We start from the raw sequence: 22,599 nt of genomic DNA, 5'->3' as shown, positions 1-22,599 counted from the left end.
TGTGCCTGGTGCGGGTGCTGAAGGCCGCCGACCAGGTCAAGCTGCCTGTGGTCTCTCTGCTGCATCGTTTACCCCCTGCCCGGTTAACCGGTTATATTTCGTCTAAATCCACGTTCCGTGAATCCACGGACCGTAGATTAATCCACGGATCGTGGATTAACAAGAGGGGTGTCGACCATGAAAAGCGTGAAGTACCTGGATGCCGTGATCGAGCGACACGGCCTGAAGACCGACAAAGCACTGTGCGAGCACATGGGCTGGTCGCACAGTGCCGTCAACAATTACCGGAAAGGCCTGCGAATCATGGACAACGAGCAATGTCTGCGCGTTGCCCTCGAGCTGGGAATGGAGAACCCGCTGCCGATCATCATGGCAGCAGACGCTGACCGCGCCGAACGAGCTGGCCAGCGATCGTTGTGGGAAGTTTTTTCACCGAGGATGGCGCATAGCGGCCTGGTCGCCCTCCTCGTTGCGGTCGGCCTAGGTGTCACAAATTTTGTGACACCCTCACCCGCCGAAGCCGCGCCGTTGAGCCAATCGAGGACTCAACCTATTTGTGTTATGTTAAATAAATACGATGCATCCTCGCGACACGACAGCAGGCCCTGGAAATCAGCGATTTCCCCAAAAAACCTTATGAGCACAGCTTGACGGCATGCCGTGCTGCCACCCACTCCTCGTTTGTAGGCTCTACCGCCACGCGAATCCGGCTCGCTGAAGTGGAAATGACTGCTGCGTGCGCTTGGTTGGCCTCGTCATCCAGATTGGCACCCAAATAACCAAGTCCACCCACAATGCGCTCGCGCAGTACGGCGTTGTGCTCGCCAATACCCGCCGTGAAGACGAGAAAATCCAGGCCGCCGAGTACTGCCACCAAGGCGCCGATCTCGCGGACGATCCGGCGCACATAGAGCGCGAGCGCCGCTTGCGCGCGCGGGTTGTCAGCCTCGTGCGCAATGATGTCGCGCGGGTCGGAAGACAGCCCTGACACCCCAAGCAGGCCCGATTCGTGATACAGCACGTGCCCAACCTGCGTGGGGGAAAGATGCTCCGTTTCCATCATGTAGAGCACTGCACCCGGATCAAGCGCGCCACATCGCGTCCCCATCATCAGGCCATCGAGGGCGGAAAACCCCATCGTTGTGGCCACGCTCTTCAGCCCGTGCATTGCACACAGGCTGGCGCCACTGCCCAGGTGCGCGACGATGGTTCGCCCGAGTGCGATGTCGCCATGCCGTTCCTGCAAAGCAATCGACATGTACTCGTACGACAACCCATGAAAGCCATAACGACGCAGACCGCGCTCCCATGCCGTGTACGGCAGCGGCAGCATCGTCTCAACCTGCGGCAGCGTGCGGTGGAACGCGGTATCGAAGCACGCGACTTGCGGCACATCGGGCAAGTCCGACAGCAGCGCCTCGATGGCCTCCAACGCAAACGGCTGATGCAGCGGCGCCAGCGGAATGTAGCTGCGCAGATCGGACAGCACATCGGCGTTCACGCGTACCGGCGCGAAGTATTTGGAGCCGCCATGCACCACCCGATGCGCCACAGCCATCAGGCGGCGGCCGTCCAGCCTGTGCTCGACACGCTGGCGAATGTGCATGAGCGCGGCGTGATACGGCTGCGCGCTGTCTAGCGCTAGCGCCTGTGTCGGCGCGCCAGCCTCCGTCGCCGTGGGGTGATCAGTGCCAATCCCCTCCACTTTCCCGCTCCACATGGGCACACGCGGCAATGGGTGCAAGGTGGCATCGAACATTGCAAACTTGATGCTCGACGAGCCGCAGTTCAGTACGACGATGCAATCGTTCATGGCGGTAGATTGCGGTAGCGGTGGGCCAGCAACGTGGCAAGGGCGCACGACGCGATGCGCGATTCGCGCGAGTCGGCGCGGCTGGTCAAAACAATGGGCACGCGGGCGCCGAGCACAATGCCTGCGCTGGCTGCGCCACCCAGGTATTCCAACTGTTTGGCGAGCATGTTGCCGCTTTCCAGATCGGGCACCACCAGCACATCGGCCTGCCCTGCCACTTCCGAAACAATGCCTTTGATGCGCGCGGCAGCAGCCGATACCGCATTGTCGAAAGCCAGTGGCCCGTCCAGCACTCCGCCCTCAATCTGGCCGCGGTCCGCCATCTTGCATAGCGCGGCCGCATCGAGCGTGGCAGGCATGCGCGGGTTCACGGTCTCGACCGCAGCAAGGATCGCCACCCGAGGCCGTTCAACGCCGATCGCATGGGCCAGGTCGATGGCGTTGCGGACGATGTCAGCCTTTTGATCCAGGGTCGGCGCGATGTTGATGGCGGCATCCGTCACGATAAACGGGCGCGGATACGCGGGCGACTGCATCAGGAAGCAATGGCTGATCCGACGTTTGGTGCGCAGTCCGGCCTCCTCGCGCACCACCGCCGCCATCAACTCGTCGGTATGCAGGCTGCCTTTCATCAGCGCCTCTGCCCTGCCCTGCGTCACAAGCTCCACCGCGCGAGTGGCAGCGGCACTGCTGTGCGGCACGTCTTCGATCTCGATGCCGCTGAGGTCGAGGCCGGCTTCGGCGGCTACACGCATCAGCTTGGCATACGGGGCGACGAGGCAAGGCACGATCAGCCCTTCAGCATGCGCATCCATCACGCCAGAAAGGCTCAGCGCATCGCACGGGTGGACGATGGCCATACGAATCGCACCAAGAGGCCGCACATGGTCGAGCAACCGATGGATGCCATCGCTGCCGGTGGTGATCCGCACATCCGGCAGCGTGGTGCGCGGACGCTCGATCCGCTCGGTGGGCGCGATGACCTCTGCCTCGCCCGTGATGGCCACTGTGCCGCTGTCGTTTGTACACGTGCATGCCAGCTTGAGCCGCTTTCTCTCATCCTCCTTGCTGACCACCGTCACGCGAATGGTCAAGGTGTCGCCAATGCGCACCGGTGCAAGGAACCTCAGCGTCTGCCCAAGGTAGATCGTTCCCGGCCCCGGCAAACGCGTGCCGAGCAAAGCGGAAATAAGCGCTCCGCCCAGCATGCCGTGGGCAATCACACCGTGAAAGCGCGTGGACGCGGCAAACTCAGGATCCAGGTGCTGCGGGTTGACGTCCCCTGACAACACGGCAAAAAGTTGGATGTCCTCCGCTGTGAGCGTGCGCAGGATGGCAACCGTGTCGCCAATGGCAATTTCGTCAAAGGTGCGATTGCGCACCACGCTCAGATCGCCGGCCGGTAGCAACGCCGGCGGTACAGGCAGATGATCGGGGCCCATGTGTGTTCGTCAGGAAGCTTTGTGAAGCTGACCGTTGCCCTTGCCGGGTGTACGGACAGGATTTGAGCGCTCGGTTGCAGAGCGGAGCAATGCATCGCCCGGCACGCCCCACGCCGATAGCATGCCCTGCAGCGCTGTATGGACCGGCATGGCGTTGCCGGTCGTGCTCAACGCGCGTACGGAAGCCTGTTGCCATTCCAGCATGACGCGCTGGTAATCCGCCACGAGGCTCGACTGGTTCGAGATGGCCGTCTGCAGCACGCCTTGCAGTACATCCATGGTGCGCTGGCTGGCCTGCCAAAATGCGTTGGGCAGCAGTGCTGCAAACGCGCTCCAGTCCTCGACGCTTTGCAGGTCGGCCAGCGCAGACTCGGTGCGGGCGACGTCTTGGGCGAGCAACTCGGCGCCCAGTGCATACCAGTGCTGCCGTGTTGTCTTGAGCAGACCCAATGCCTGCAATCCGAATGCGATCTGCGCCTTTTGGAGCGCGAGAGGCACGTTGGCAGGTGTATCCATGTTGGCTCCTTATGCCATCTGGCTGATGGTTTGGCGAAAGCGCGTCAATGATGCGACAAACAGCACGGTGCCGATGACGCAGATGGCCAGACATTGCGGCCACACGACCTCGAGCCCCGCACCGCGATAAAGAATGGCTTGCGACGCCGATACAAAATGCGTGGTCGGCGCGGCCAGCATGATGTCCTGCACCACGCTGGGCATGCTCTCGCGCGGGGTGGTGCCGCCCGAGAGCAACTGCAGTGGCAGCAGCACCAGGACCAGCAGCATGCCGAACTGCGGCATGGACCGCGCCACCGTCGCAAGAAAGATCCCCATGGAGGTCGTGGCAAACAGATGCAGCGTGGCCACCAGCATGAACAGCAGGATCGAGCCTTCGATCGGTACATGCAGCGCGCCCTGCACCACGAACACCAGCGCCACCAGCGCGGCGAACACCACCACCAGTCCCATCGACCAGACCTTGGACACCATGATCTCGAATGGCGTGACTGGCATCACCAGCAGGTGCTCGATCGTGCCGTGCTCGCGTTCGCGGATGAGTGCGGCGCCGGTCAGGATGATCGACAGCATGGTGACGTTGTTGATGATCTCCATCAACGAGCCGAACCACGTCTGCTCCAGGTTGGGGTTGAAGCGCGTGCGCAGCACCAGGTCGACCGGTGTGGCGGGCGCGGCGCGGTGGCGCTGCAGGAAGGTGCTCACCTCGCCCGAAACGATCTGCTGGATGTAACCGTTGCCGGTAAAGGCCTGGCTCATCCGCGTGGCGTCGATGTTGAGCTGGATGGACGGTGCGCGTCCGGCCAGCACATCGCGCTGGAAGTTGGGCGGGATATCGAGCACGAACGTATAGCGGCCGCTGTCCATGCCCGGGTCCACCTCCGTGAGCGGAATCAACGCAGGCGTGCGGAAATGCGGAGGATAGAAGCTCGAGACAATGCGCGCCGACAGCGGCGAGCTGTCTTCATCAACGATGGCGATCGAGGCATTGTGCAGGCTCTCTGGCATGGCGGTTGCCGCCACGTAGATCGACAGGGTGAAGGTGTAGACGATCAACACCAGCATCATCGAGTCGCGCGCCAGGCTTCGCAGCTCCTTGATACCAAGGCGGAAGATGTTATTCAGGCGGGCGGTGCGTCGATCAGCTTGAAGGCTCGGCATGGCGTGGCTCTCCTACCGATCCTGCTTGCGCAGCATTAGCAAGGTGGCGCCCAGGATGACCGGCACCGCCGCCAGGAGCGGCCAGAAGGCGCTGCCCAACGCCCCCATATCCAGCGCCTTGCTGAAGACGCCCCGGCTGATGGTCAGGAAGTGCGTGGCGGGATACACACGCCCGATCATGGCCCCCGCTCCTTCCAGCGACGACACGGGATTGAGCAGCCCTGCAAATTGCACGCACGGAATGATCGTGCCGATCATGGTGACGAACATGGCCGCGATCTGGCTTTGCGTGAAGGTGGACGCAAACAGCCCGAAACCTGTCGAACACGTCACGAAGATCAGCGCCCCCAACGCGAGCGTCGCAAAGCTGCCCTTGATCGGCACACCGAACACCGTCACTGCCAGCAGTGCCAGCAAGAGGAAGTTCAGCATGGCGAGCACGATATACGGCAACTGCTTTCCAAGCACGAACTCCGCGCGAGTGACCGGTGTCACGTAGAAATTAATGATGGAGCCCAACTCCTTTTCGCGCACCACCGACAACGCCGCCAGCATGGCGGGAATCATCATCAGCAGCATCGGAATCACGGCGGGCACCATGGCAGGCAGGCTTCTCACGTCGGGGTTGTAGCGATAGCGCGTTTCGATGCTGCTGGGCGCCGCCAGACGCACCCCCAGCCGGTGCACCGCAGTATCCGCAAGCCAAAGCTGGTGGATGGCCTGCACGTAACCGCGCACGGTTTCGGCGCGGGTGGGCATGGCACCGTCCACCCAGGCACCGATCTGGACAGCCGCGCCGCGTTCCACGTCGCGTGCAAAGCCAGGCGGGATTTCAATCGCCAGCGACAACTCGCCGTTGCGCATGCGGCGGTCCAACTCAGCGTAGTCGCGAATTGGGGGTTTTTCGATGAAATAACGCGAGCCCGCCAGGTTGAGCGTGTAGTCGTGCGAGAGCACGGTCTGGTCGCGGTCCAGCACGGCGTAGGTCAGGTTCTCCACGTCCAGGCTGATGCCATATCCGATGATGAACATAAGGATGGCCGTGCCCAGCAGCGCCAGCGTGGCGCGCACGCGGTCGCGGCGCAGCTCCAGCGCCTCACGTTGCGAATAGCTCAATGCGCGCGCAAGACTGAAGCGGCGGCGGGCGGGTATGCCGGCAGGTGCGCTGGCCGCCGCCGTGCGCACCGGCAGCGGCGCAGCAACCTCGTCGGTGCCCGCAGACGCTTCGGCAGCCTCCTGCAGATAGACTACGAACGCCTGCTCCAGCGTCTGCGTGCCGCGAGCGCGCACCAGCGCAGCGGGCGCATCACTTACCAGCACCCGGCCGGCGTGCATGAGCGAGATGCGGTCGCATCGCTCGGCCTCGTTCATGAAGTGCGTGGAGATGAAGATGGTCACGCGATCCCGCCGTGCGAGGTCGATCATCAGGCGCCAGAACATATCGCGCGCGACCGGGTCCACGCCCGAGGTCGGCTCATCCAGAATCAGCAGCTCCGGCTTGTGCACCATCGCCACCGCCAGCGACAAACGCTGCCGCATGCCCAGCGGCAAGCTCTGAGGCAGGCTGTCGGACACCTCCTGCAGGCCGAAGCGGGTCAGCATCTCAGCCGCACGCGACTGCACCTCGGCTTCGGGCACCTGGAACAGACGCGCATGCAGCACAAGGTTCTGACGCACGGTCAGCTCGCCATACAGCGAGAACGCCTGCGACATGTACCCCACGCGGCGGCGTGTGTCGATGTCTTTCGGGTCGACCGGATGGCCAAACAGCCACGCCTGGCCCTCGCTGGCAGGCAGCAGGCCGGTGAGCATCTTCATGGTGGTCGATTTGCCGCAGCCGTTCGAGCCGAGAAAGCCGAAGATCTCTCCACGACGGATGCGGAAGTCGACGTGGTCGACCGCGACAAAATCACCAAAGCGCATGGTCAGGCCGTTCGCTTGCACCGCAACATCGTCTTCTGCACCGGCCACCAGGGGCGGCACGACCACGGCGTGATGCCCCTGCCGGCGCGTCAGCGGAAGCAGTGCAATGAAGGCGGCCTCGAGGGAATCGGTACCCGCACGGCTGCGCAGGCCAGCCGGTGTGCCGGTGGCGAGCACCTGCCCCGCGTCCATGGCGACCAGCCAGTCGAAGCGTTCGGCCTCTTCCATGTACGCGGTGGCCACGATCACGCTCATGCCCGGGCGCGTGGCGCGAATACTGGCAATCAAGTCCCAGAACTGCCTGCGCGAGAGCGGGTCGACGCCCGTGGTCGGCTCGTCCAGGATCAATAGGTCCGGGTCGTGGATCAGCGCGCAGCACAACGCCAGCTTCTGCTTCATGCCACCCGACAGCTTGCCGGCAGGCCGCGAGAGAAACGCCCGCAGGCCGGTGCTGGCCGTGAGGGCATCAATGCGGCGGCGGCGCTCCGCTGCATCGTGGCCGAACAGGCGCCCGAAGAACTGCAGGTTTTCCTCGATCGACAGCGTGGGGTACAGGTTGCGCCCCAACCCTTGCGGCATGTAAGCAATGCGTGGGCCGACCGCCGCGCGCGCACGGTGGTCGCCCATGTCGCTGCCCAGCACATGTACCGCACCGTCCTGCAGGGCACGCGCGCCGGCCACCAATGACAGCAGGCTGGACTTGCCCACGCCGTCCGGACCGATCAGCCCGACCATGCAGCCGCCAGGCAGGTCAAGCGTGACGCCATCCAGCGCCAGCGTCTTGCGGTAGCGCAGGCTCACGCCGGCAAGGCTCGCCACCGGCGCCGCGAGGGGCACCTCATGCAAGGGGGATGGCTCGGCAGACCGCGTCACTGCGGGACCTTGATCGCCAGGGCGGCCGGCCATTCGGCCTGCGTGTCGAGCTTGAGCCACGCCATGCCGGGCAGGCCGGTCTTCACCAGCTTCAAGTGCTTACGCAGCAGATCGCGATCGATCTGCGCCTTCACGCGGAACATCAGCTTCTGGCGCTCGCTGGCCGTCTCCACGGTCTTGGGCGTGAATTGCGCGGTGCTGGCCACAAAGGACACGCGCGCCGGAATCACGTATTGCGGCGCAGCGTCCAGCACGATACGCACCTCGCTGCCCATGGCGATGCGGCCCGCGTCCGTCTCCGGCACGAAAAAGGTCATGTAGACGTCGGAAAGATCCACGAGGTTGAGCAGCCGCCCGCCGCCGGCCAGCACCTCACCGGGCTGGGCAATGCGGTATTGCACACGGGCGTCGCGCGGGGCCGTCAAGGCGCTGTCGTCAATATCGGCCTTGATGCGCAATACGGTTGCGTCTGCTGCCTTGACGGTGGAACCGGCGCCGGCCACCTGCGTATGAGCGGCCAGCACGGCCGCCTGCGCGGCCTCGGCTTGCGCGCGGGCCGCCACCAGCGCGGCCTTGGCGCTGCGCACGCGGGCGCGGTCGTCGTCCAGCTCCTGCATTGACGAAGCGCCTTCGTGCGACAGCGTTTCAGAACGCGCCAGCCGCCGCTGAGCGGCATCCAGGTCGCTCTCGCGCAGGGCAATCTGCGCCAGCGCAGCCTGCCGATCGGCCTCTCGCACGGCCACCTGGGCCTGCGCACTCGCCACGGCAGAGACCGCTTGCTGCTGCCGCGCCAGGGCCTCGTCGCGTTGCGCTTCCAGCGTCTGCACCTGCATGTGCGCAAGCGGCTGGCCGGCCGTCACGAAGTCGCCCTCGTCCACCAGAATGTCCTGCACGCGGCCAGGCAGCTTGGTGGCCACATCGATTTCTGTGGCCTCGATGCGGCCATTGCCGCTCGCAAAGCCCTTGCCGGGGCCCTCTTGCCGTAAAGCCTTCCACGCGAACGCTCCGCCAGCCATCACCAGGGCGGCCGCCAGCAGCGCAATCCATCGTTGTCGGGGAGTCGTAGTCATGGTGTTGTTCCGCCCGATACGCCCGATACGCGCGGGGGCGGCGTCAGGCTCAGGTGAGGTTGCAGATCAGATTCGGATTCGACGGCCTGCGTGCCGCCACCCAGTGCGGCATACAGGCCAACGCGGCTAGAGAGAAGCGCACGGCGTACCTGCACCAGTTGCTGCTGCGCGGCCAGTAGGTCGCGCTGGGCGTCGAGCACCTCCAGGAACGTCGATGCTCCAGCGTCGAAACGTAGTTGCGACAGCCGCGCGCGTTCGGTTTGTGCCGCCAGTGCGGCCTTCGCAATGTCGAGTTGGTCGGCCAGCCACTTGCGTGCAGAGAGCGCGTCGGACACGTCGCGGAATGCGCTCTGCACGATCTTCTCGTAACCGGCCACGGCAAGGTCTCGGCGGGCTTCTGCCAGGTCGAGGTTGCTGCGCAGCTTTCCACCTTCAAAGAGCGGGAGGCTGATACTCGGCGCAAATACCCAGGCGCGTGTGCCGGGCGCAAACAGGTTGCCCAGTTCCGGACCCAGCGTGCCGTAAGCGCCGGTCAGTGCCACTCGGGGAAAGAAAGCGGCCCGTGCCGCGCCGATGCTGGCGTGCGCAGCACGCAGCCGGTGCTCCGCGGCGGCAATGTCCGGGCGCTGCGTCAGCAGGTCGGAAGGCAGGCCTGCGCGCAGTTCGGCCAGCATGCGGTGCTCGTCAAGTGGCTCGGAGACCGGCGGCAGGTCGATTGGTTTGCCGACAAGCAAGGCCAGGCCGTGCGCCTGCGCGTCGCGCGCCTGCTGCAATTGCGTTAGCAGCGCCTGCGCCTGGGTCAGCAGGGTCTCGACCTGCGTTTGGTTCAATCTTGACGTCGCGCCCACCGCCACGCGGCGCGAGAAGATGCGCAGTGTTTCGGTCCGGCTATCCACGGTTTGTTGTGCCAGCGCGATGCGCTCGTCGAGTTCACGCAGCACCAGATAGCTGTCGGCCACTTGCGCGATCAGCCCAAGCGCTACCGCACGGCGTGCGGCGTCGGATGCCACATAGCTTTCCAGTGCGGCCTCGTTGAGGTTGCGTACGCGTCCCCAGAAATCGATCTCCCAACTGGAGACGCCGGCCCCCACTTGGTACTGGGTGACACGCATCGGCATGCCGAAGGGGCTTACGTCCGCCGGAATGCTCAGGCGACTGACGCCGGCCTGCGCATTGAGATGCGGAAACAACTCCGCGCGCTGGATGCCAAACGCGGCACGCGCCTCTTCCACACGCAGCACGGCAGTGCGCAGGTCGCGGTTGTTTTCCAGCGCCTGCTCGATCAACGCCTGCAGGCGCGTGTCCGTAAAGTACGCCTGCCAACCGGTCGCTGACGCTGACAGGCCATCCCGGCCATCGTCGGCGTCGTAGTGCTGGGCCACGGGCAACGCGGGCGCCTCGTAAGGCGGCGCCATCGAGATGCAACCCGACAGTGCCAGCACAGTGGCGGTGACTACCATGGCGGCCATACGCGTGCCGGCGTAGCTGCCACACGCCCGAAGCTGCTTTTGCACACGCATTTATTTCTCCAGCACGTAGGCGCCCGGCGCGTCCGCCAGTGGCGGCAGTGCCGGGGCGCCCATCTTCGGTGGCTTCACCGGTGCGGGGCCCGATGCATGCGCGACCAGCCATGCATGCCATGCCGGCCACCATGAACCGTCGGTGGTGGGTGCCGATGCCAACCAATCATCCGGCGCCACCGATACCTCGCCGACGTTACGTGTCTGCATCTGGAACCGCCGGTGCGAGTTGGCCGGCGGGCTGACAATGCCGGCGTTGTGGCCGCCGCTGGTCAATACGAACGTCAGCTCCGCCTCGGTCAGGTGATGCAGCTTGTAGACCGAGCGCCATGGCGCCACGTGGTCGGTCAGCGTGCCCACCACGAAGATGGGCAAGTCGATGTCGTTGAGGGCCACCGGCTTTCCGTTGACGGGGTAGCGGCCCTCGCTCAGGTCGTCGTTCAGGAACAGATGCCGGAGATACTGGCTGTGCATCCGCGCGGGCATGCGCGTGGCATCGGCGTTCCAGGCCATCAGATCGTTCATCGGTGCGCGATCGCCCAGCAGGTATTCACCCACCACACGCGACCACAGCAAGTCGTACGAGCGCAGCATCTGGAAGGCTCCGGCCATCTGGCTGGCGCGTAGATAGCCGGTTTGCTCCATCTGCGCTTCCAACAGACTGACCTGTGCCTCGTCGATGAACAGGCCGAGTTCGCCCGGCTCGCAAAAGTCTGTCTGCGCGGCAAAGAGCGTCATGGATGCCAACCGCGCATCGCCATCGCGCGCCATGGCAGCCGCTGCAATGGCCAATAACGTGCCGCCAAGGCAGTAACCGGTGGCGTGGACGCGCTGGCCCTGCACGATGGCATTGACGGCATCGAGCGCGGCAAAGACACCGAGCTTGAGGTAGTCATCCATGTCGAGGGCGCGATCAGCCTCATCGGGGTTTTTCCAGGAGATGCAGAACACGGTATGGCCCTGCTCTACCAGATAGCGGATCAGCGAGTTCTGCGGTGACAGATCCAGGATGTAGTACTTCATGATCCATGCCGGCACGATCAGGATGGGCTCGGCCTGGACCTTGTTCGTGGCCGGCGCGTACTGGATCAGCTCGATCAGGCGGTTGCGCAGGACCACCTTGCCGGGCGTGATGGCCACGTCGCGGCCCACCATAAAACCTTCGGTGCCGGCGGCCGGCGCGCCGCTCATGGAGCGCTCCAGATCGTCAAGCGCATTGAGTGCGCCGCGCACGAGATTGGTACCGTGCTGTTCAAAGGTCCGACGCAAGACAATGGGGTTGGTTGCCAACTGGTTGCCTGGCGACATCATGTCGAGCCATTGACGCGCAGCAAAGGCAACCACGTCTTCATGATGCTTGGCGACGCCCCACACGCCGCGTGTGGCCGCCTCCCACCATTGCTCCGTCAACAGGAAGGACTGGTGCAGCACGTTGAACGGCCACAAGCGCCACTCGTCAGCCAAGAAACGACGGTCATGGGCCGGCGGCTGGACGCAAAGACACACGTCCTGAGGGCCGGACGCCATACAGTCCCGGATGTAACGCTCGAGTTGTTCGGCCTGCGTCAGCGCCAGGCGGCACAGATCCAGCCTCTTGCCTGGCGAGACGGCGAGATGCAGTGCCCAGTCGAGCAACGCCAGCTGCATTGATGCGAGGGACAGCGAATTCGATGTGCGGGCAAGAGCAGCGTGAAACGGCAGATCGATCTGTTCTGCAGTTGGTGAAGACGGCACGGGGGCGGTGCGCATAGTTGGGGCGTCAAACGATTGCCAATATGCGATCCATTAGATGCCAGCGGCTACCGACCAGACTTGACGCACCTCAAACCGGGACAAGAGCGCGGACTCTAGACAGTGTCAAAGAAATGACATCTGCAGTTTCCTGCCACTCGTCACAGAGGCTTCGCCCGCGCCTTACGAGCCTAAATGGGTGTGTTAGAGTCCGGCGGGGAAAACGTGACGATCTGCAAGATCGGCCCCATATTTCCATCGCTCTCAACGTTGTAGCCGCAAATCTGTTGCACCAACAGGATGCATTGGGCGCATGGCGTGGGCGTCGCGAGACGAGATGACTTTCCCACCTGTCAGGCCAAAATAGCCAAAGGGCAGCGCAATCTCCTACGAACGGCTCGGCAACGCCATTTGTGGTTGAGGTATTGATCCAGATTGACATCGGCGCATTCGCGGCCCCGGTCCACCTGCCTCGTCATCGAGGCGCAACGAACAATCCATTTAGAGAAAACCGTGTTCACTTGCATCAACCAGAGCTGCGGCACGCAGTGGGAGCTGTCCGACGTCGTCATCAAGGATGAGGGCCAAGGACCGCTGTTCCGCTGTGCGCTATGCGGCGCGCGCAACTATCTCAAACGCGTCGAAACCAAAGACGGCCGGGTCATCTACAAGCAAATCGAAGGCAAGCCGCTCAAGTGATCCAACGCAACGACATGACCATCGAACCAACCGCCACGCCCTTCACCACCCTAGCGCTCGCCCCGGCCGTGCTCGCGAACCTTGCGCAGCTCGGCTACACCGACATGACGCCGATCCAGGCTGCAAGCCTGCCCATCGCGCTTGCGGGCCACGATCTGATCGCGCAGGCAAAGACGGGCAGCGGCAAAACGGCAGCGTTTGCGCTGGCACTGCTCGCACGGCTCGACGCGCGCAGCTTCGACGTACAGGCGATGGTGCTCTGCCCGACGCGCGAGCTTGCCGATCAGGTCGCGCAGGAAATCCGCCGCCTGGCACGCGCCGAAGAAAACGTAAAGGTACTGACGCTCTGCGGCGGCACACCGATGCGTCCGCAGGCGGCAAGCCTTGAGCATGGCGCACATGTCATCGTCGGCACGCCGGGGCGCATCATGGACCACCTGGAACGCGGCAATCTTGCGCTCGGCGCGCTGAAGACGCTCGTGCTTGACGAAGCAGACCGCATGCTCGACATGGGTTTCTTCGATGACATCGCGACGGTCGTGCGCCAGTGCCCGGCCGATCGCCAGACGCTGCTGTTCTCGGCGACCTACCCGGAAGGTATTGCGAAGCTGTGCCAGCGCATTCTGCGCAATCCAAAAGAAGTGAAGCTCGAAGAGCGCCACGACGACAGCAAGATTCGCCAGCGCTTCTACGAGGTGACCGACAACAAGCGGTTGCATGCGGTCGGGCTGCTGCTCAAGCACTATCGGCCGGTGAGCACGCTCGCCTTCTGCAACACGAAGCAGCAATGCCGTGACCTGCTCGACGTGTTGCGCGCGGAGGGCATCCACGCGCTGGCGCTGCATGGTGAACTCGAGCAGCGTGAGCGCGATCAGGTATTGATCCAGTTCGCGAACCGCAGTTGCTCGGTGCTCGTCGCGACCGACGTTGCCGCGCGCGGGCTCGACATCGCACAGCTCGAAGCGGTGATCAACGTTGACGTGACGCCCGACCCCGAAGTGCACGTGCATCGCATTGGCCGCACGGGCCGCGCCGATGAGAACGGCTGGGCGTTGAGCCTCGCGAGCATGGACGAGATGGGCCGTGTCGGCAACATCGAACAGGCGCTTGGGCGCGAGGTCGAATGGCACAAGCTCGACGAGCTTGATACCGGCAATGACGCACCGCTGCTGCCGCCAATGGAAACGCTGCAGATTCTCGGCGGACGCAAGGAGAAGATCCGCCCCGGCGATGTACTCGGTGCATTGACGGGCGACGCCGGCTTTCGGGGCGACCAGATCGGCAAGATCAACGTGACCGAATTCTCGACCTACGTTGCGGTCGACCGCGGCATCGCACGCGAGGCGCTGCGCAAGCTCAACGGTGGCACGCTGAAGGGCAAGAAGGTCCGGGTTCGGCTCATGGACGAATGACCCCCTGCCCCTGCGCAGTTACTGGTTGCCGCTCGTAGGAAGAGCGCGATTCAACCCAGCATGGCAGCGCCAACGCCCGCCGCCGCACAAAACGCCACCACAATCAGCGGTGGCGTTTTCCATCGCGTCAGCAGCAGGAACGCAATCGCCGCGACGGCAAAGTCGCTCCATGACCGCACGGCGCTCGTCCAGACCGGCGTGTAAAGGGCAAACGCCAGCAATCCAACCACTGCGGCATTCACACCCGCCAGCAGCGCCGCCATGGAAGGACGCGCGCGCAATGCCTGCCAGTAAGGCAGCGCCGCGATGACCAGCAGCAGGCCCGGCAGAAAAATGCCCACCGTAGCAAGCGCAGCACCGGCCCAATGATTGAGCCCTGGCGCGATCGTCCAGCCGAGGAAAGCGGCGAAGGTGAATAACGGCCCGGGCACGGCCTGCGCGGCGCCGTAGCCTGCCAGGAAATCGTTCGGCGTGACCCAACCCGTCGCGACCGTCTGATGCTCCAGCAGCGGAAGCACGACGTGCCCGCCTCCGAAAACCAACGCGCCCGACCGATAGAACGCGTCGAACACTTTCGCGGGCATCCATGGATGAAGGTCTGCCACAACCGGAAGCCCGAACAACAGCGCGCAGAACAGCACCAGGCTGACGATACTGGCAGCGTGAGACACGCGGAATGCGGTTCCCTGCCCCGCCCTCGGACCCTCATTCGCCGGACGCGACGATCGGCATAACAACAAGCCCAGCACGGCGCCAAGCACGATCACGACAAGTTGCGCGTAAACGGTCGTCAACGCGCTTAGCACGGCGATGCTGATCAGCGCAATACCTGCGCGCTGCCAGTCAGGACAGAGCTTGCGCGCCATGTCCCACACGGCCTGCGCCACCACCGCAACGGCAACCAGCTTCAAACCGTGGATCAGGCCCACGCCAATCGGGCCGCCGAGGCTCGGCGCGAGCATCGCAAAAACCAGCAGCAACAAGACGGAAGGCAGCGTAAAGCCGCACCATGCCGCCAACCCGCCACGCCATCCCGCCCGAAGCAGCCCGACGGAGAATCCCACCTGGCTGCTGGCAGGCCCGGGCAGAAACTGGCATAGGCCAACGAGATCTGTGAATGTTGCGTCATCCAGCCAGCGGCGGCGGTCTACGAACTCGCGCCGGAAGTAGCCGATATGCGCGACAGGGCCGCCGAAACTGGTGAGGCCCAGCTTGAGAAAGACCGCCAGCACTTCCATGGCAGAGCCCGCTTGGTGTAAGCGGGACGGTGTGGCGGATGCGGTCATTTACGGGCGAGATCGACGTTTGGGAAATGCGTATTAGAACATTGCCGCCGTGACATAGAAGGCAACTAAAGTGGCAGGATAAGCATCGCCGTCACCGTCATTGGACGCTTCCGCGTATCCCATCATGCACTTCGCTCAGACCATTGGCGCGCAACGCCATGTGTTCAACGATCTCAAGGCGCTCCTGGCCAAAGCCAGCCCGGCGCGCTCGGGCGACTATCTGGCGGGTCTGGCCGCGGCCAGCGAGGGCGAACGCATGGCCGCGCGCATGGCGTTGGCGGATGTGCCGCTGTCGGTGTTCCTCAACGAAGCGCTGGTGCCTTATGAAGACGACGAGGTCACGCGCCTGATTCTTGATCGGCATGACGCGCAGGCCTTCCAGCCGATTGCCTCGCTCACGGTGGGTGAGTTCCGCAACTGGTTGCTCCTGCATGAGACCGACAGCCAGACACTGGCAGGCGTTGCCCCCGGCATCACGCCCGAAATGGCTGCCGCAGTCAGCAAGCTGATGCGCAATCAGGATCTGATTTCCGTGGCCCGCAAGTGCCGCGTGGTCACGCGCTTTCGCAACACCATCGGGTTGCCCGGCCGGTTGTCGGTCCGGCTGCAACCCAACCACCCGACGGACGATCCCAAAGGCATTGCGGCATCGATCATCGATGGCCTGCTCTATGGCTGCGGCGACGCGACCATCGGCATCAACCCCGCTGGCGACAATCTCGGCGCCATCGTCTCGCTGCTGCAGTTGGTTGACGAACTGCGCAACCGCTACGCCATTCCCACGCAGTCGTGCGTGCTGACCCACGTGACAAACACACTGCGCGCCATTGACCAGGGCGCGCCTGTAGACTTGGTATTTCAATCGGTGGCGGGCAGCGAACAGGCCAACGCGGGATTCGGTATCAGTCTTGCCTTGCTGGCCGAGGCGCATGACGCCGCGCAGGGCCTGGCGCGCGGTGCGGTCGGCAACAACGTGATGTATTTCGAGACCGGCCAGGGCAGCGCGTTGTCGGCCAATGCGCATCATGGCGTCGATCAGCAAACCATGGAGGCGCGAGCTTATGCGGTGGCGCGGGCGTTCTCGCCGTTGCTGGTCAATACGGTGGTCGGCTTTATCGGCCCGGAGTATCTCTACGACGGCAAGCAGATCATCCGCGCGGGGCTGGAAGACCACTTCTGCGGCAAGCTGATGGGCCTGCCCATGGGCTGCGACGTCTGCTACACCAATCACGCCGAAGCCGATCAGGACGACATGGATACGCTGCTCACACTGTTTGGCGTGGCGGGCATCCATTTCATCATGGGCGTCCCGGGTGCCGACGACATCATGCTCAATTACCAGAGCACGTCGTTTCATGACGCGCTCTATCTGCGCGACACGCTGGGCCTGCGGCCTGCACCGGAGTTTGAGGCGTGGCTGCAAAGCATGGGTATTGTCGACGCCGCTGGGCGCCTGCAAGACGCCACGGCGCGGCAACCGCTGCTGCAGTTGGCCCACGCGCTGTGAATCCCGCCGGGAAGCCAAACATGCCGAAATATCCCCTCGTTCAGCCGAATCCATGGACACACCTGCGCGCCTTCACCGACGCGCGCATTGCGCTGGGCCGCGCCGGCAACAGCCAGACGACCGACGCTGTGCTCGCGTTTGGCGTGGCGCACGCCCAGGCGCGCGATGCCGTGCACTTGCCACTCAATCGTGCAGCTTTAGCGGCCGCGCTTGGGCAGGCGGGCTTCACGGCCCTGGCGGTGCACAGCGCGGCAGCCGATCGCGCCGAGTATCTGCGCCGCCCCGATCTCGGCCGCCGGCTTGACGAAGCCAGCCGCGCAGAACTCGGCGCGCTGCGGCCAGCGGAGCCATTCGACCTTGTCTTCGTGATTGCCGACGGGCTCTCCGCATTGGCCGTGCAAAGCCATGCCGTGCCGCTGCTGTGCAGCGTGCGTGAGCGTCTGCCGGCCGGCTGGTCGATCGGGCCGGTCGCCATCGCCGAGCAATCCCGGGTTGCGCTGGGGGATGAGATCGGTGCGTTGCTTCGCGCGCGGCAGGTCGTGATGCTGATCGGTGAGCGGCCGGGGTTAAGTTCGCCTGACAGCCTAGGCATTTACCTGACCTACGCGCCGCGCGTTGGCCGCTCGGATGCAGAGCGCAATTGCATTTCCAATGTGCGGCCGGCGGGCCTGACCTATGACCAGGCAGCGAACCGGCTGGTGTTCCTGCTCAAAGGCGCACTGGCGCTCGGCCGCAGTGGCGTGGACCTGAAGGACGACACGCCGTCCGTTGCCTCCGGCGCAGCCCGACTTGCCGAACGAGACGAGCCGTGACACACTCGCTCCCGCTGCCCACACCGGCAGCACGCAGGCGCGGCTGACGCACCAACGACAGCTGCAACACGCCGCAGGAGAGACCGGGCGCAACACGCACACGCGCAACGCCCGGCGCCGATGGAGCAACCACCCCGGAAACTCTCAGGCAAAAGGACTGTGGCGTCGACTGCGAATCTGGAGAGAGGCGTACACGCGTGCGCCCACCGAAGGGGAAGGCGCCAGCGCTGCTGATGCCCAAGCTCTCAGGTCCCAAGACAGATGGGGTGAGCCGACCGGATCGTCCGGTCATGACATCACTCCATAGGGACCGCCATGACGCACATCGTCATCGTCGGCGCCGGCATATCCGGCGTCACCACTGCTTACACACTCTCGCAACTCGGCTATCAGGTCACGGTGCTCGACCGCCACCTGTATCCAGCCATGGAAACCTCGTTTGCCAACGGCGGGCAGCTTTCCGCCAGCAACGCAGAAGTCTGGAACAGCACCGGCACGCTCCTCAAGGGCATCAAATGGATGCTGCGCAACGACGCGCCGCTGCTGCTCAACCCCAAGCCGTCGTGGCACAAATACTCGTGGATCGGCGAGTTCGTCGCCAGCATCGCGCACTACCGCCGCAACACCATCGAGACCACACGCATGGCCATCGAGGCACGCAAGCACCTGTTTGCGATGGCCGAACGCGAGCAGATCGATTTCGACCTGCAGAAGCGCGGCATTCTGCACGTCTATCACGACAAGGCCAGCTTTGCGGCAGCAGGCAAGGCCAACGCCCTGCTCGTCGCAGGTGGCCTTGAGCGACACCCCGTGAGCCCCGAGGAGATTGCCGCCATTGAGCCGACGCTGCGCGGCAACTACTACGGCGGCTACTTCACCGAATCCGACGCCACCGGTGACATCCACAAGTTCACGCGCGGCCTGGCGCAGGCGTGTGAGAAGCACGGCGTGCGGTTCATGCACGGCGTAGATGTGCGCGATGTGGAAACCACCGAAAGCGGCGTCCGCCTGCTCCTGCAAACCACGCTCGATGACCGCCTGTCTACCAGCTCGGCGAATGTCGTACAGGACCTTGCCGCGGATGCGATGGTCGTCTGCGCGGGCGTGGGCAGCCGGCATATCGCACAACTGGTGGGCGATCGCATCAACGTGTATCCGGTCAAGGGTTATTCGATCACGGTGCACCTGGACGACGAAGCCAGCGTGCAAGGCGCGCCGTGGGTCAGCCTGCTCGACGAGAGCGCGAAGATCGTGACAAGCCGCCTGGGCGCGGGCCGCTTCCGCGTGGCCGGCACGGCGGAATTCAACGGCTACAACCGCGACATCCGCGCCGACCGCATCGAACCGCTGGTCGCGTGGACGCGCCGCAACTTCGCCATTGGCACGTCGCGTGTGGTGCCCTGGGCCGGCTTGCGCCCGATGATGCCGGACATGATGCCGCGCGTCGGCCGTGGGCGGCATGGGCGCGTGTTCTACAACACGGGCCACGGGCACCTCGGCTGGACGCTATCCGGCGCTACCGCCGCAATGGTGGGCGACGTGATCGCGCGAGATTGCCCGCTTCATTGATCGCAGAAACGAAAAAGCCCACCAGAGTCACGGCGGGCTTTTTCATTGCGAGCACGATCCAAGCGATCAGAACTTGTGTCGCACGCCCAGCATCACGCCCAAGCGCGAATTGTTGCCGTACAGGTTGCCGGAGTTGTTGAACGCGGCGGCGCTGTCCAACGCCACCCAGCTACCCTGCAGATGCGTGTAGTCCACCTCGGCATACACATCGGTGCGTTTGCTGAACGCGTAGTCGAGCATGCCGGCGGTGGTCAGGCGCTTGCCGCTGGCATCGAGGTGCTTCATCCAGTCGTACTGCACGGTGCCGATGAAGCTGAGTGCGCCGGAGATCGGCACCTTTGCGCCCACATAGGCGGCTTGGTTCTTGTAGTCGGCCACGTCGAGGCGGCTGTTCGTGTAGCCGAGGTACCACGTGGCAATCGAAGTATCCAGCTTGCCGCCGAAGCCCCAGACCGTCTGCTTGCTGGCCAGCGCTGCCGGCACCGCGCCGAAGAACGCAGATGACACATCACGCGTGACCTGGTACACCGCGCCCACTTCAGCCGACCCCATGCTGTAGACGATTGAGCCGGCGCCCGCCGAGCTCTTGCTGAAGCTGCCCGCCGCTTCGCCAAACGTCCATGCGCCGGCAAGCTGCAGGCCGCCGAACGATTTGATGTATTTGACCGTGTTGTCGTAGCGCAGGCCTGTGTAGTTGCCGCCTTGATAGCCGACGATGGAGTTATTGGCAAACGCCATCGCCTCGTATGAAGACAGGACCTCGTGCGCCAGCGTGTATTGCCGGCCGAGATAGAGCTTGCCGTAATCGCCTTCCAGGCCGACCACCGCAGTGCGTCCGAATAGACGCCCGCCCTGCTGGCTACCGCCGGTATCGGGGGAGAAGCCCGATTCCAGGATGAACATGGCCTTGGTGCCGCCGCCCAGGTCTTCCGTGCCGCGCAGGCCCCAACGGCTGCCGGTCAGCACGCCGTCCGTCATCTGCAGATTGCTGTTGCCTGCCGCATTTTCGTGCGTGCTGTAGCGGATGGTGGTGTCGATCAGCCCGTAGAGCGTGACGCCGCCGGCGGTTTGCGCTGCCGCCGGCAGGCTCGTGGCTCCGAGCACCAGTGCGGCAATCATTGTCTTGTTCATGGCTCCCTTGTCTCCTCTTTGTGTGATGGGTATGAATGTGCGACGGCCGCACGTGCAGCCGTGGTGTTGCGTGGATAGCGCCCACGGCCGCACAACCGTGAGCGCAAGATTTCTCGTGTCTCAGTGGTCAGCCGAAGTGGCGCCGCGGCTCAGTTGTGCCTGCACAGCCATGCGCACGGCAGCATTTGCTGCGCCGTAGCCCAGGTAGCCGTTGCGCTGGACAAGCTCGAAGAAGAAGCGCTCGCGAAAGGGTTCGGTGTAGGCGTGCAGAAAATCGCCGTGCGGGTCGCGGTCGTAGAGAAGACCGTCGTCGTGCAGGCGGTTGAGCAATGCGTCATCCAGCCCAAGTCGGGCGGCAACGTCGTCGTAATAGTTCTCGGGAACGTGCTGCAGGCGGGCCGCGCCACGGTCGATGGCCTCGATGGTCTCGAACAGTCGCTCAGTGCGGAATGCAATGTGATGCACCCCCGAGCCCGCGTAGGCGGTGATGAACCTGCCCGTGGCCGTGCGCCCGCTTTCCGATACGTTGAGTGGAATCCGCACGTTGCGGTTCGGACTCACCATCGCCCGGCTTTTCACGAGGCCGTACGGGTCGGCAATCTCCTGTACGGCTTCGGCGTGCATGCCGAAGATGGCCCGGTAGAACAGCACGAAGCTGTCGAGCCGGTGCGCGGGTAGCGCCTGTGCAACGTGGTCGATCGATGCCCACCCGGCTGCATCGTCCTGCACGCCAGGATGCAAGACAAAATCGCTTTCGTAGATACTGCGATCGGCCTCACGATCGTCGATCAGATAGAGCAGCGTGCCATCGGGCGCGCGCAGCGCGGGAATGCTGCGCTCAGTCGGCCCCACGGGCCCGCGCCATTCCTGGGCGCATAACTCACGTGCGCGTGCCATGGCGCGCTCGGCATCGTCTACTTTCAGGCCGATCGCACAGACAGACGGCCCGTGCAACTGGAAGTGTTCCGACGCTGCGCTGTCCTGCTCCATATTCAGGATCACGTTGACGCCGCCCTGCCGATACAGGTCAACCGCCTTGGAGCGATGGTGCCCCGCAAGGATGAAACCCAGCGCACGCAGGCGCGTTTCAAGTTCCCGTCCTGCCGCAGCATCCACGGCAAACTCCAGGAAATCCACGCCTTCAAATTGCGCTGGCGCCGGCAGTTCCGCACCGCCAGCTTCGGACTCCAGCCAGCGCAGCGAACGCATGCCGTCCAGCGCCGTTAGTCGTGCGGGCGCAGAGCGGAATTCGTCATTGAAGACCTCAAGCGACAACGGCCCGGTATAGCCCGCAGCAAGCAGGTCGCGCGCAAACTCCGTCACCGCAAGGTCACCCTGCCCCGGGAAGTTACGGTGATGCCGGCTCCAGGACAGTACGTCCATCGACAACTTCGGGGCGTCTGCAAACTGCACGAAGAAGAGCTTGTCCGCCGGCACATCGTGGAGGCCATCCAGCGAATCGCCCAGCGAGAGCGTGTGGAAGCTGTCGAGAATCAGCCCCAACGCCGGGTGGTCAGCCTGTCGCACGATCTGCCACGCCTGCCGCCAGGTCCGCGTATGCCGCGCCCAGGCCAGTGCCTCATACCCCACGCGCAGCCCGCGCCGTGCCGCCGCTTCTGCCATCTGGCGCAGATCGTCTGCCGCGAGCGCCGGATCGTCGATGGCGATGTCCTGCACGCTGCTGCAGACGAGCACCATCTCGACGCCCAACTCGGCCATTACGTCAAACTTGCGCTCGGCCCGCGCCAAGTTTCGCGCGAACAACTCTCGCGGCATGGCTTCGAAATCGCGGAACGGCTGATACAGCATGATCGCCAGCCCTAGGTCTGCTGCCATTTGCCGCACGCGCGCCGGCGATCCATCGAAATTCAGCAAATCGTTCTCGAAGATCTCGACACCGTCAAAGCCTGCGGCGGCGGCAGCCTCCAGCTTCTCAGGCAGCGTGCCGGACAGGCACACCGTGGCGATGCATTTGGGGCGACGTGCTGGGTGAAGCGAGTTCATGGCGATACGGTGGTCGGGCGTCAAGCAATGCCCGCAGCGTAGGAGCGCCTCCACATGCCGACAAGCGGCATTCGCGCAACAGCGTTCGATGATCGTACAATCGTGCGCACATATCGCTCGTTTTTAGGGT

17 protein-coding genes and 1 riboswitch are annotated in these 22,599 nt (G+C 64.1%); of the genes, 6 read left to right on the top strand and 11 right to left on the bottom strand.

Features of this window, described 5'->3' with window-relative positions:
- Positions 1 to 177: 177 nt before the first annotated feature.
- The gene (locus NG898_RS25955; RefSeq protein ID WP_252695086.1) at positions 178 to 651 is read left to right on the top strand and encodes a hypothetical protein; all 474 of its coding nucleotides are present in this window, start codon (positions 178 to 180) and stop codon (positions 649 to 651) included.
- Here NG898_RS25955 and NG898_RS25950 read toward each other — a convergent pair.
- From NG898_RS25950 to NG898_RS25915, 8 genes are read right to left on the bottom strand one after another with little or no spacing between them, the layout of a single operon-like run.
- Positions 635 to 1,813: an acetate/propionate family kinase gene (locus NG898_RS25950; RefSeq protein ID WP_252695085.1), complete on the bottom strand. Its 1,179-nt coding sequence runs from the start codon at positions 1,811 to 1,813 to the stop codon at positions 635 to 637. The genes NG898_RS25955 and NG898_RS25950 overlap by 17 nt on opposite strands.
- Positions 1,810 to 3,255, bottom strand: a complete 1,446-nt coding sequence (locus NG898_RS25945; RefSeq protein ID WP_252695084.1) for a bifunctional enoyl-CoA hydratase/phosphate acetyltransferase — start codon at positions 3,253 to 3,255, stop codon at positions 1,810 to 1,812. The genes NG898_RS25950 and NG898_RS25945 overlap by 4 nt, the downstream gene beginning before the upstream one ends.
- A gap of 9 nt (positions 3,256 to 3,264) precedes the next feature.
- Positions 3,265 to 3,771, bottom strand: coding sequence for a hypothetical protein (locus tag NG898_RS25940; RefSeq protein ID WP_252695083.1), 507 nt, complete (start codon positions 3,769 to 3,771; stop codon positions 3,265 to 3,267).
- Positions 3,772 to 3,780: 9 nt separating this feature from the next.
- Positions 3,781 to 4,932: an ABC transporter permease gene (locus tag NG898_RS25935; RefSeq protein ID WP_252695082.1), complete on the bottom strand. Its 1,152-nt coding sequence runs from the start codon at positions 4,930 to 4,932 to the stop codon at positions 3,781 to 3,783.
- 12 nt (positions 4,933 to 4,944) lie between these two features.
- Complete coding sequence (rbbA, locus tag NG898_RS25930; RefSeq protein ID WP_252695081.1) at positions 4,945 to 7,761, bottom strand: ribosome-associated ATPase/putative transporter RbbA; 2,817 nt, start codon at positions 7,759 to 7,761, stop codon at positions 4,945 to 4,947.
- Positions 7,725 to 8,798 carry an HlyD family secretion protein gene (locus tag NG898_RS25925; protein ID WP_392398033.1) on the bottom strand — a complete coding sequence of 358 codons (1,074 nt, stop codon included), beginning with the start codon at positions 8,796 to 8,798 and terminating at the stop codon, positions 7,725 to 7,727. The genes rbbA and NG898_RS25925 overlap by 37 nt, the downstream gene beginning before the upstream one ends.
- Positions 8,795 to 10,318, bottom strand: coding sequence for an efflux transporter outer membrane subunit (locus NG898_RS25920; protein WP_392397897.1), 1,524 nt, complete (start codon positions 10,316 to 10,318; stop codon positions 8,795 to 8,797). The genes NG898_RS25925 and NG898_RS25920 overlap by 4 nt, the downstream gene beginning before the upstream one ends.
- Positions 10,319 to 12,067 carry a PHA/PHB synthase family protein gene (locus NG898_RS25915; RefSeq protein WP_252695080.1) on the bottom strand — a complete coding sequence of 583 codons (1,749 nt, stop codon included), beginning with the start codon at positions 12,065 to 12,067 and terminating at the stop codon, positions 10,319 to 10,321.
- Positions 12,068 to 12,562: 495 nt separating this feature from the next.
- Here NG898_RS25915 and NG898_RS25910 point away from each other — a divergent pair, with 495 nt between their 5' ends.
- Positions 12,563 to 12,748, top strand: a complete 186-nt coding sequence (locus NG898_RS25910; protein WP_024978748.1) for a hypothetical protein — start codon at positions 12,563 to 12,565, stop codon at positions 12,746 to 12,748.
- A 14-nt stretch (positions 12,749 to 12,762) separates the two neighbouring features.
- Positions 12,763 to 14,160: an ATP-dependent RNA helicase DbpA gene (gene dbpA, locus NG898_RS25905; protein WP_252695079.1), complete on the top strand. Its 1,398-nt coding sequence runs from the start codon at positions 12,763 to 12,765 to the stop codon at positions 14,158 to 14,160.
- Between the two features lie 50 nt (positions 14,161 to 14,210).
- On the opposite strand, the gene chrA is transcribed toward dbpA, so the two are convergent.
- Positions 14,211 to 15,446, bottom strand: a complete 1,236-nt coding sequence (gene chrA / locus NG898_RS25900) for a chromate efflux transporter (protein WP_252695078.1) — start codon at positions 15,444 to 15,446, stop codon at positions 14,211 to 14,213.
- Between the two features lie 124 nt (positions 15,447 to 15,570).
- Between chrA and NG898_RS25895 the strand changes: the two genes are divergently transcribed.
- The 3 genes from NG898_RS25895 to NG898_RS25885 all read left to right on the top strand — a co-directional run bounded on the left by NG898_RS25895 (position 15,571) and on the right by NG898_RS25885 (position 19,334).
- On the top strand, positions 15,571 to 16,953 hold the full coding sequence (locus tag NG898_RS25895; protein WP_252695077.1) for an ethanolamine ammonia-lyase subunit EutB: 1,383 nt from the start codon (positions 15,571 to 15,573) through the stop codon (positions 16,951 to 16,953).
- Between the two features lie 20 nt (positions 16,954 to 16,973).
- Entirely contained in the window at positions 16,974 to 17,765 is a 792-nt protein-coding gene (gene eutC / locus NG898_RS25890; protein ID WP_252695076.1) for an ethanolamine ammonia-lyase subunit EutC, read from the top strand.
- 64 nt (positions 17,766 to 17,829) lie between these two features.
- A riboswitch (glycine riboswitch) is annotated at positions 17,830 to 17,935 on the top strand.
- Positions 17,936 to 18,080: 145 nt separating this feature from the next.
- Positions 18,081 to 19,334 (top strand): D-amino acid dehydrogenase, encoded by a 1,254-nt coding sequence (locus NG898_RS25885; protein WP_252695075.1) that lies wholly within the window; start codon positions 18,081 to 18,083, stop codon positions 19,332 to 19,334.
- 66 nt (positions 19,335 to 19,400) lie between these two features.
- Here the strand turns inward: NG898_RS25885 and NG898_RS25880 are convergent, their stop codons facing one another.
- Together NG898_RS25880 and NG898_RS25875 are read right to left on the bottom strand one after the other, a co-directional pair.
- On the bottom strand, positions 19,401 to 20,465 hold the full coding sequence (locus tag NG898_RS25880) for a porin (protein ID WP_252695074.1): 1,065 nt from the start codon (positions 20,463 to 20,465) through the stop codon (positions 19,401 to 19,403).
- Between the two features lie 120 nt (positions 20,466 to 20,585).
- A complete protein-coding gene (locus NG898_RS25875; protein WP_252695073.1) occupies positions 20,586 to 22,469 on the bottom strand; it encodes a bifunctional sugar phosphate isomerase/epimerase/4-hydroxyphenylpyruvate dioxygenase family protein in 1,884 nt (627 codons plus the stop codon).
- Positions 22,470 to 22,599 lie beyond the last annotated feature (130 nt).

The organism is Ralstonia mojiangensis (assembly GCF_023955645.1).
In the GTDB taxonomy this organism is placed as follows: Bacteria; Pseudomonadota; Gammaproteobacteria; order Burkholderiales; family Burkholderiaceae; genus Ralstonia; species Ralstonia mojiangensis.
This window is presented reverse-complemented; position numbering and strand designations above follow the sequence as displayed.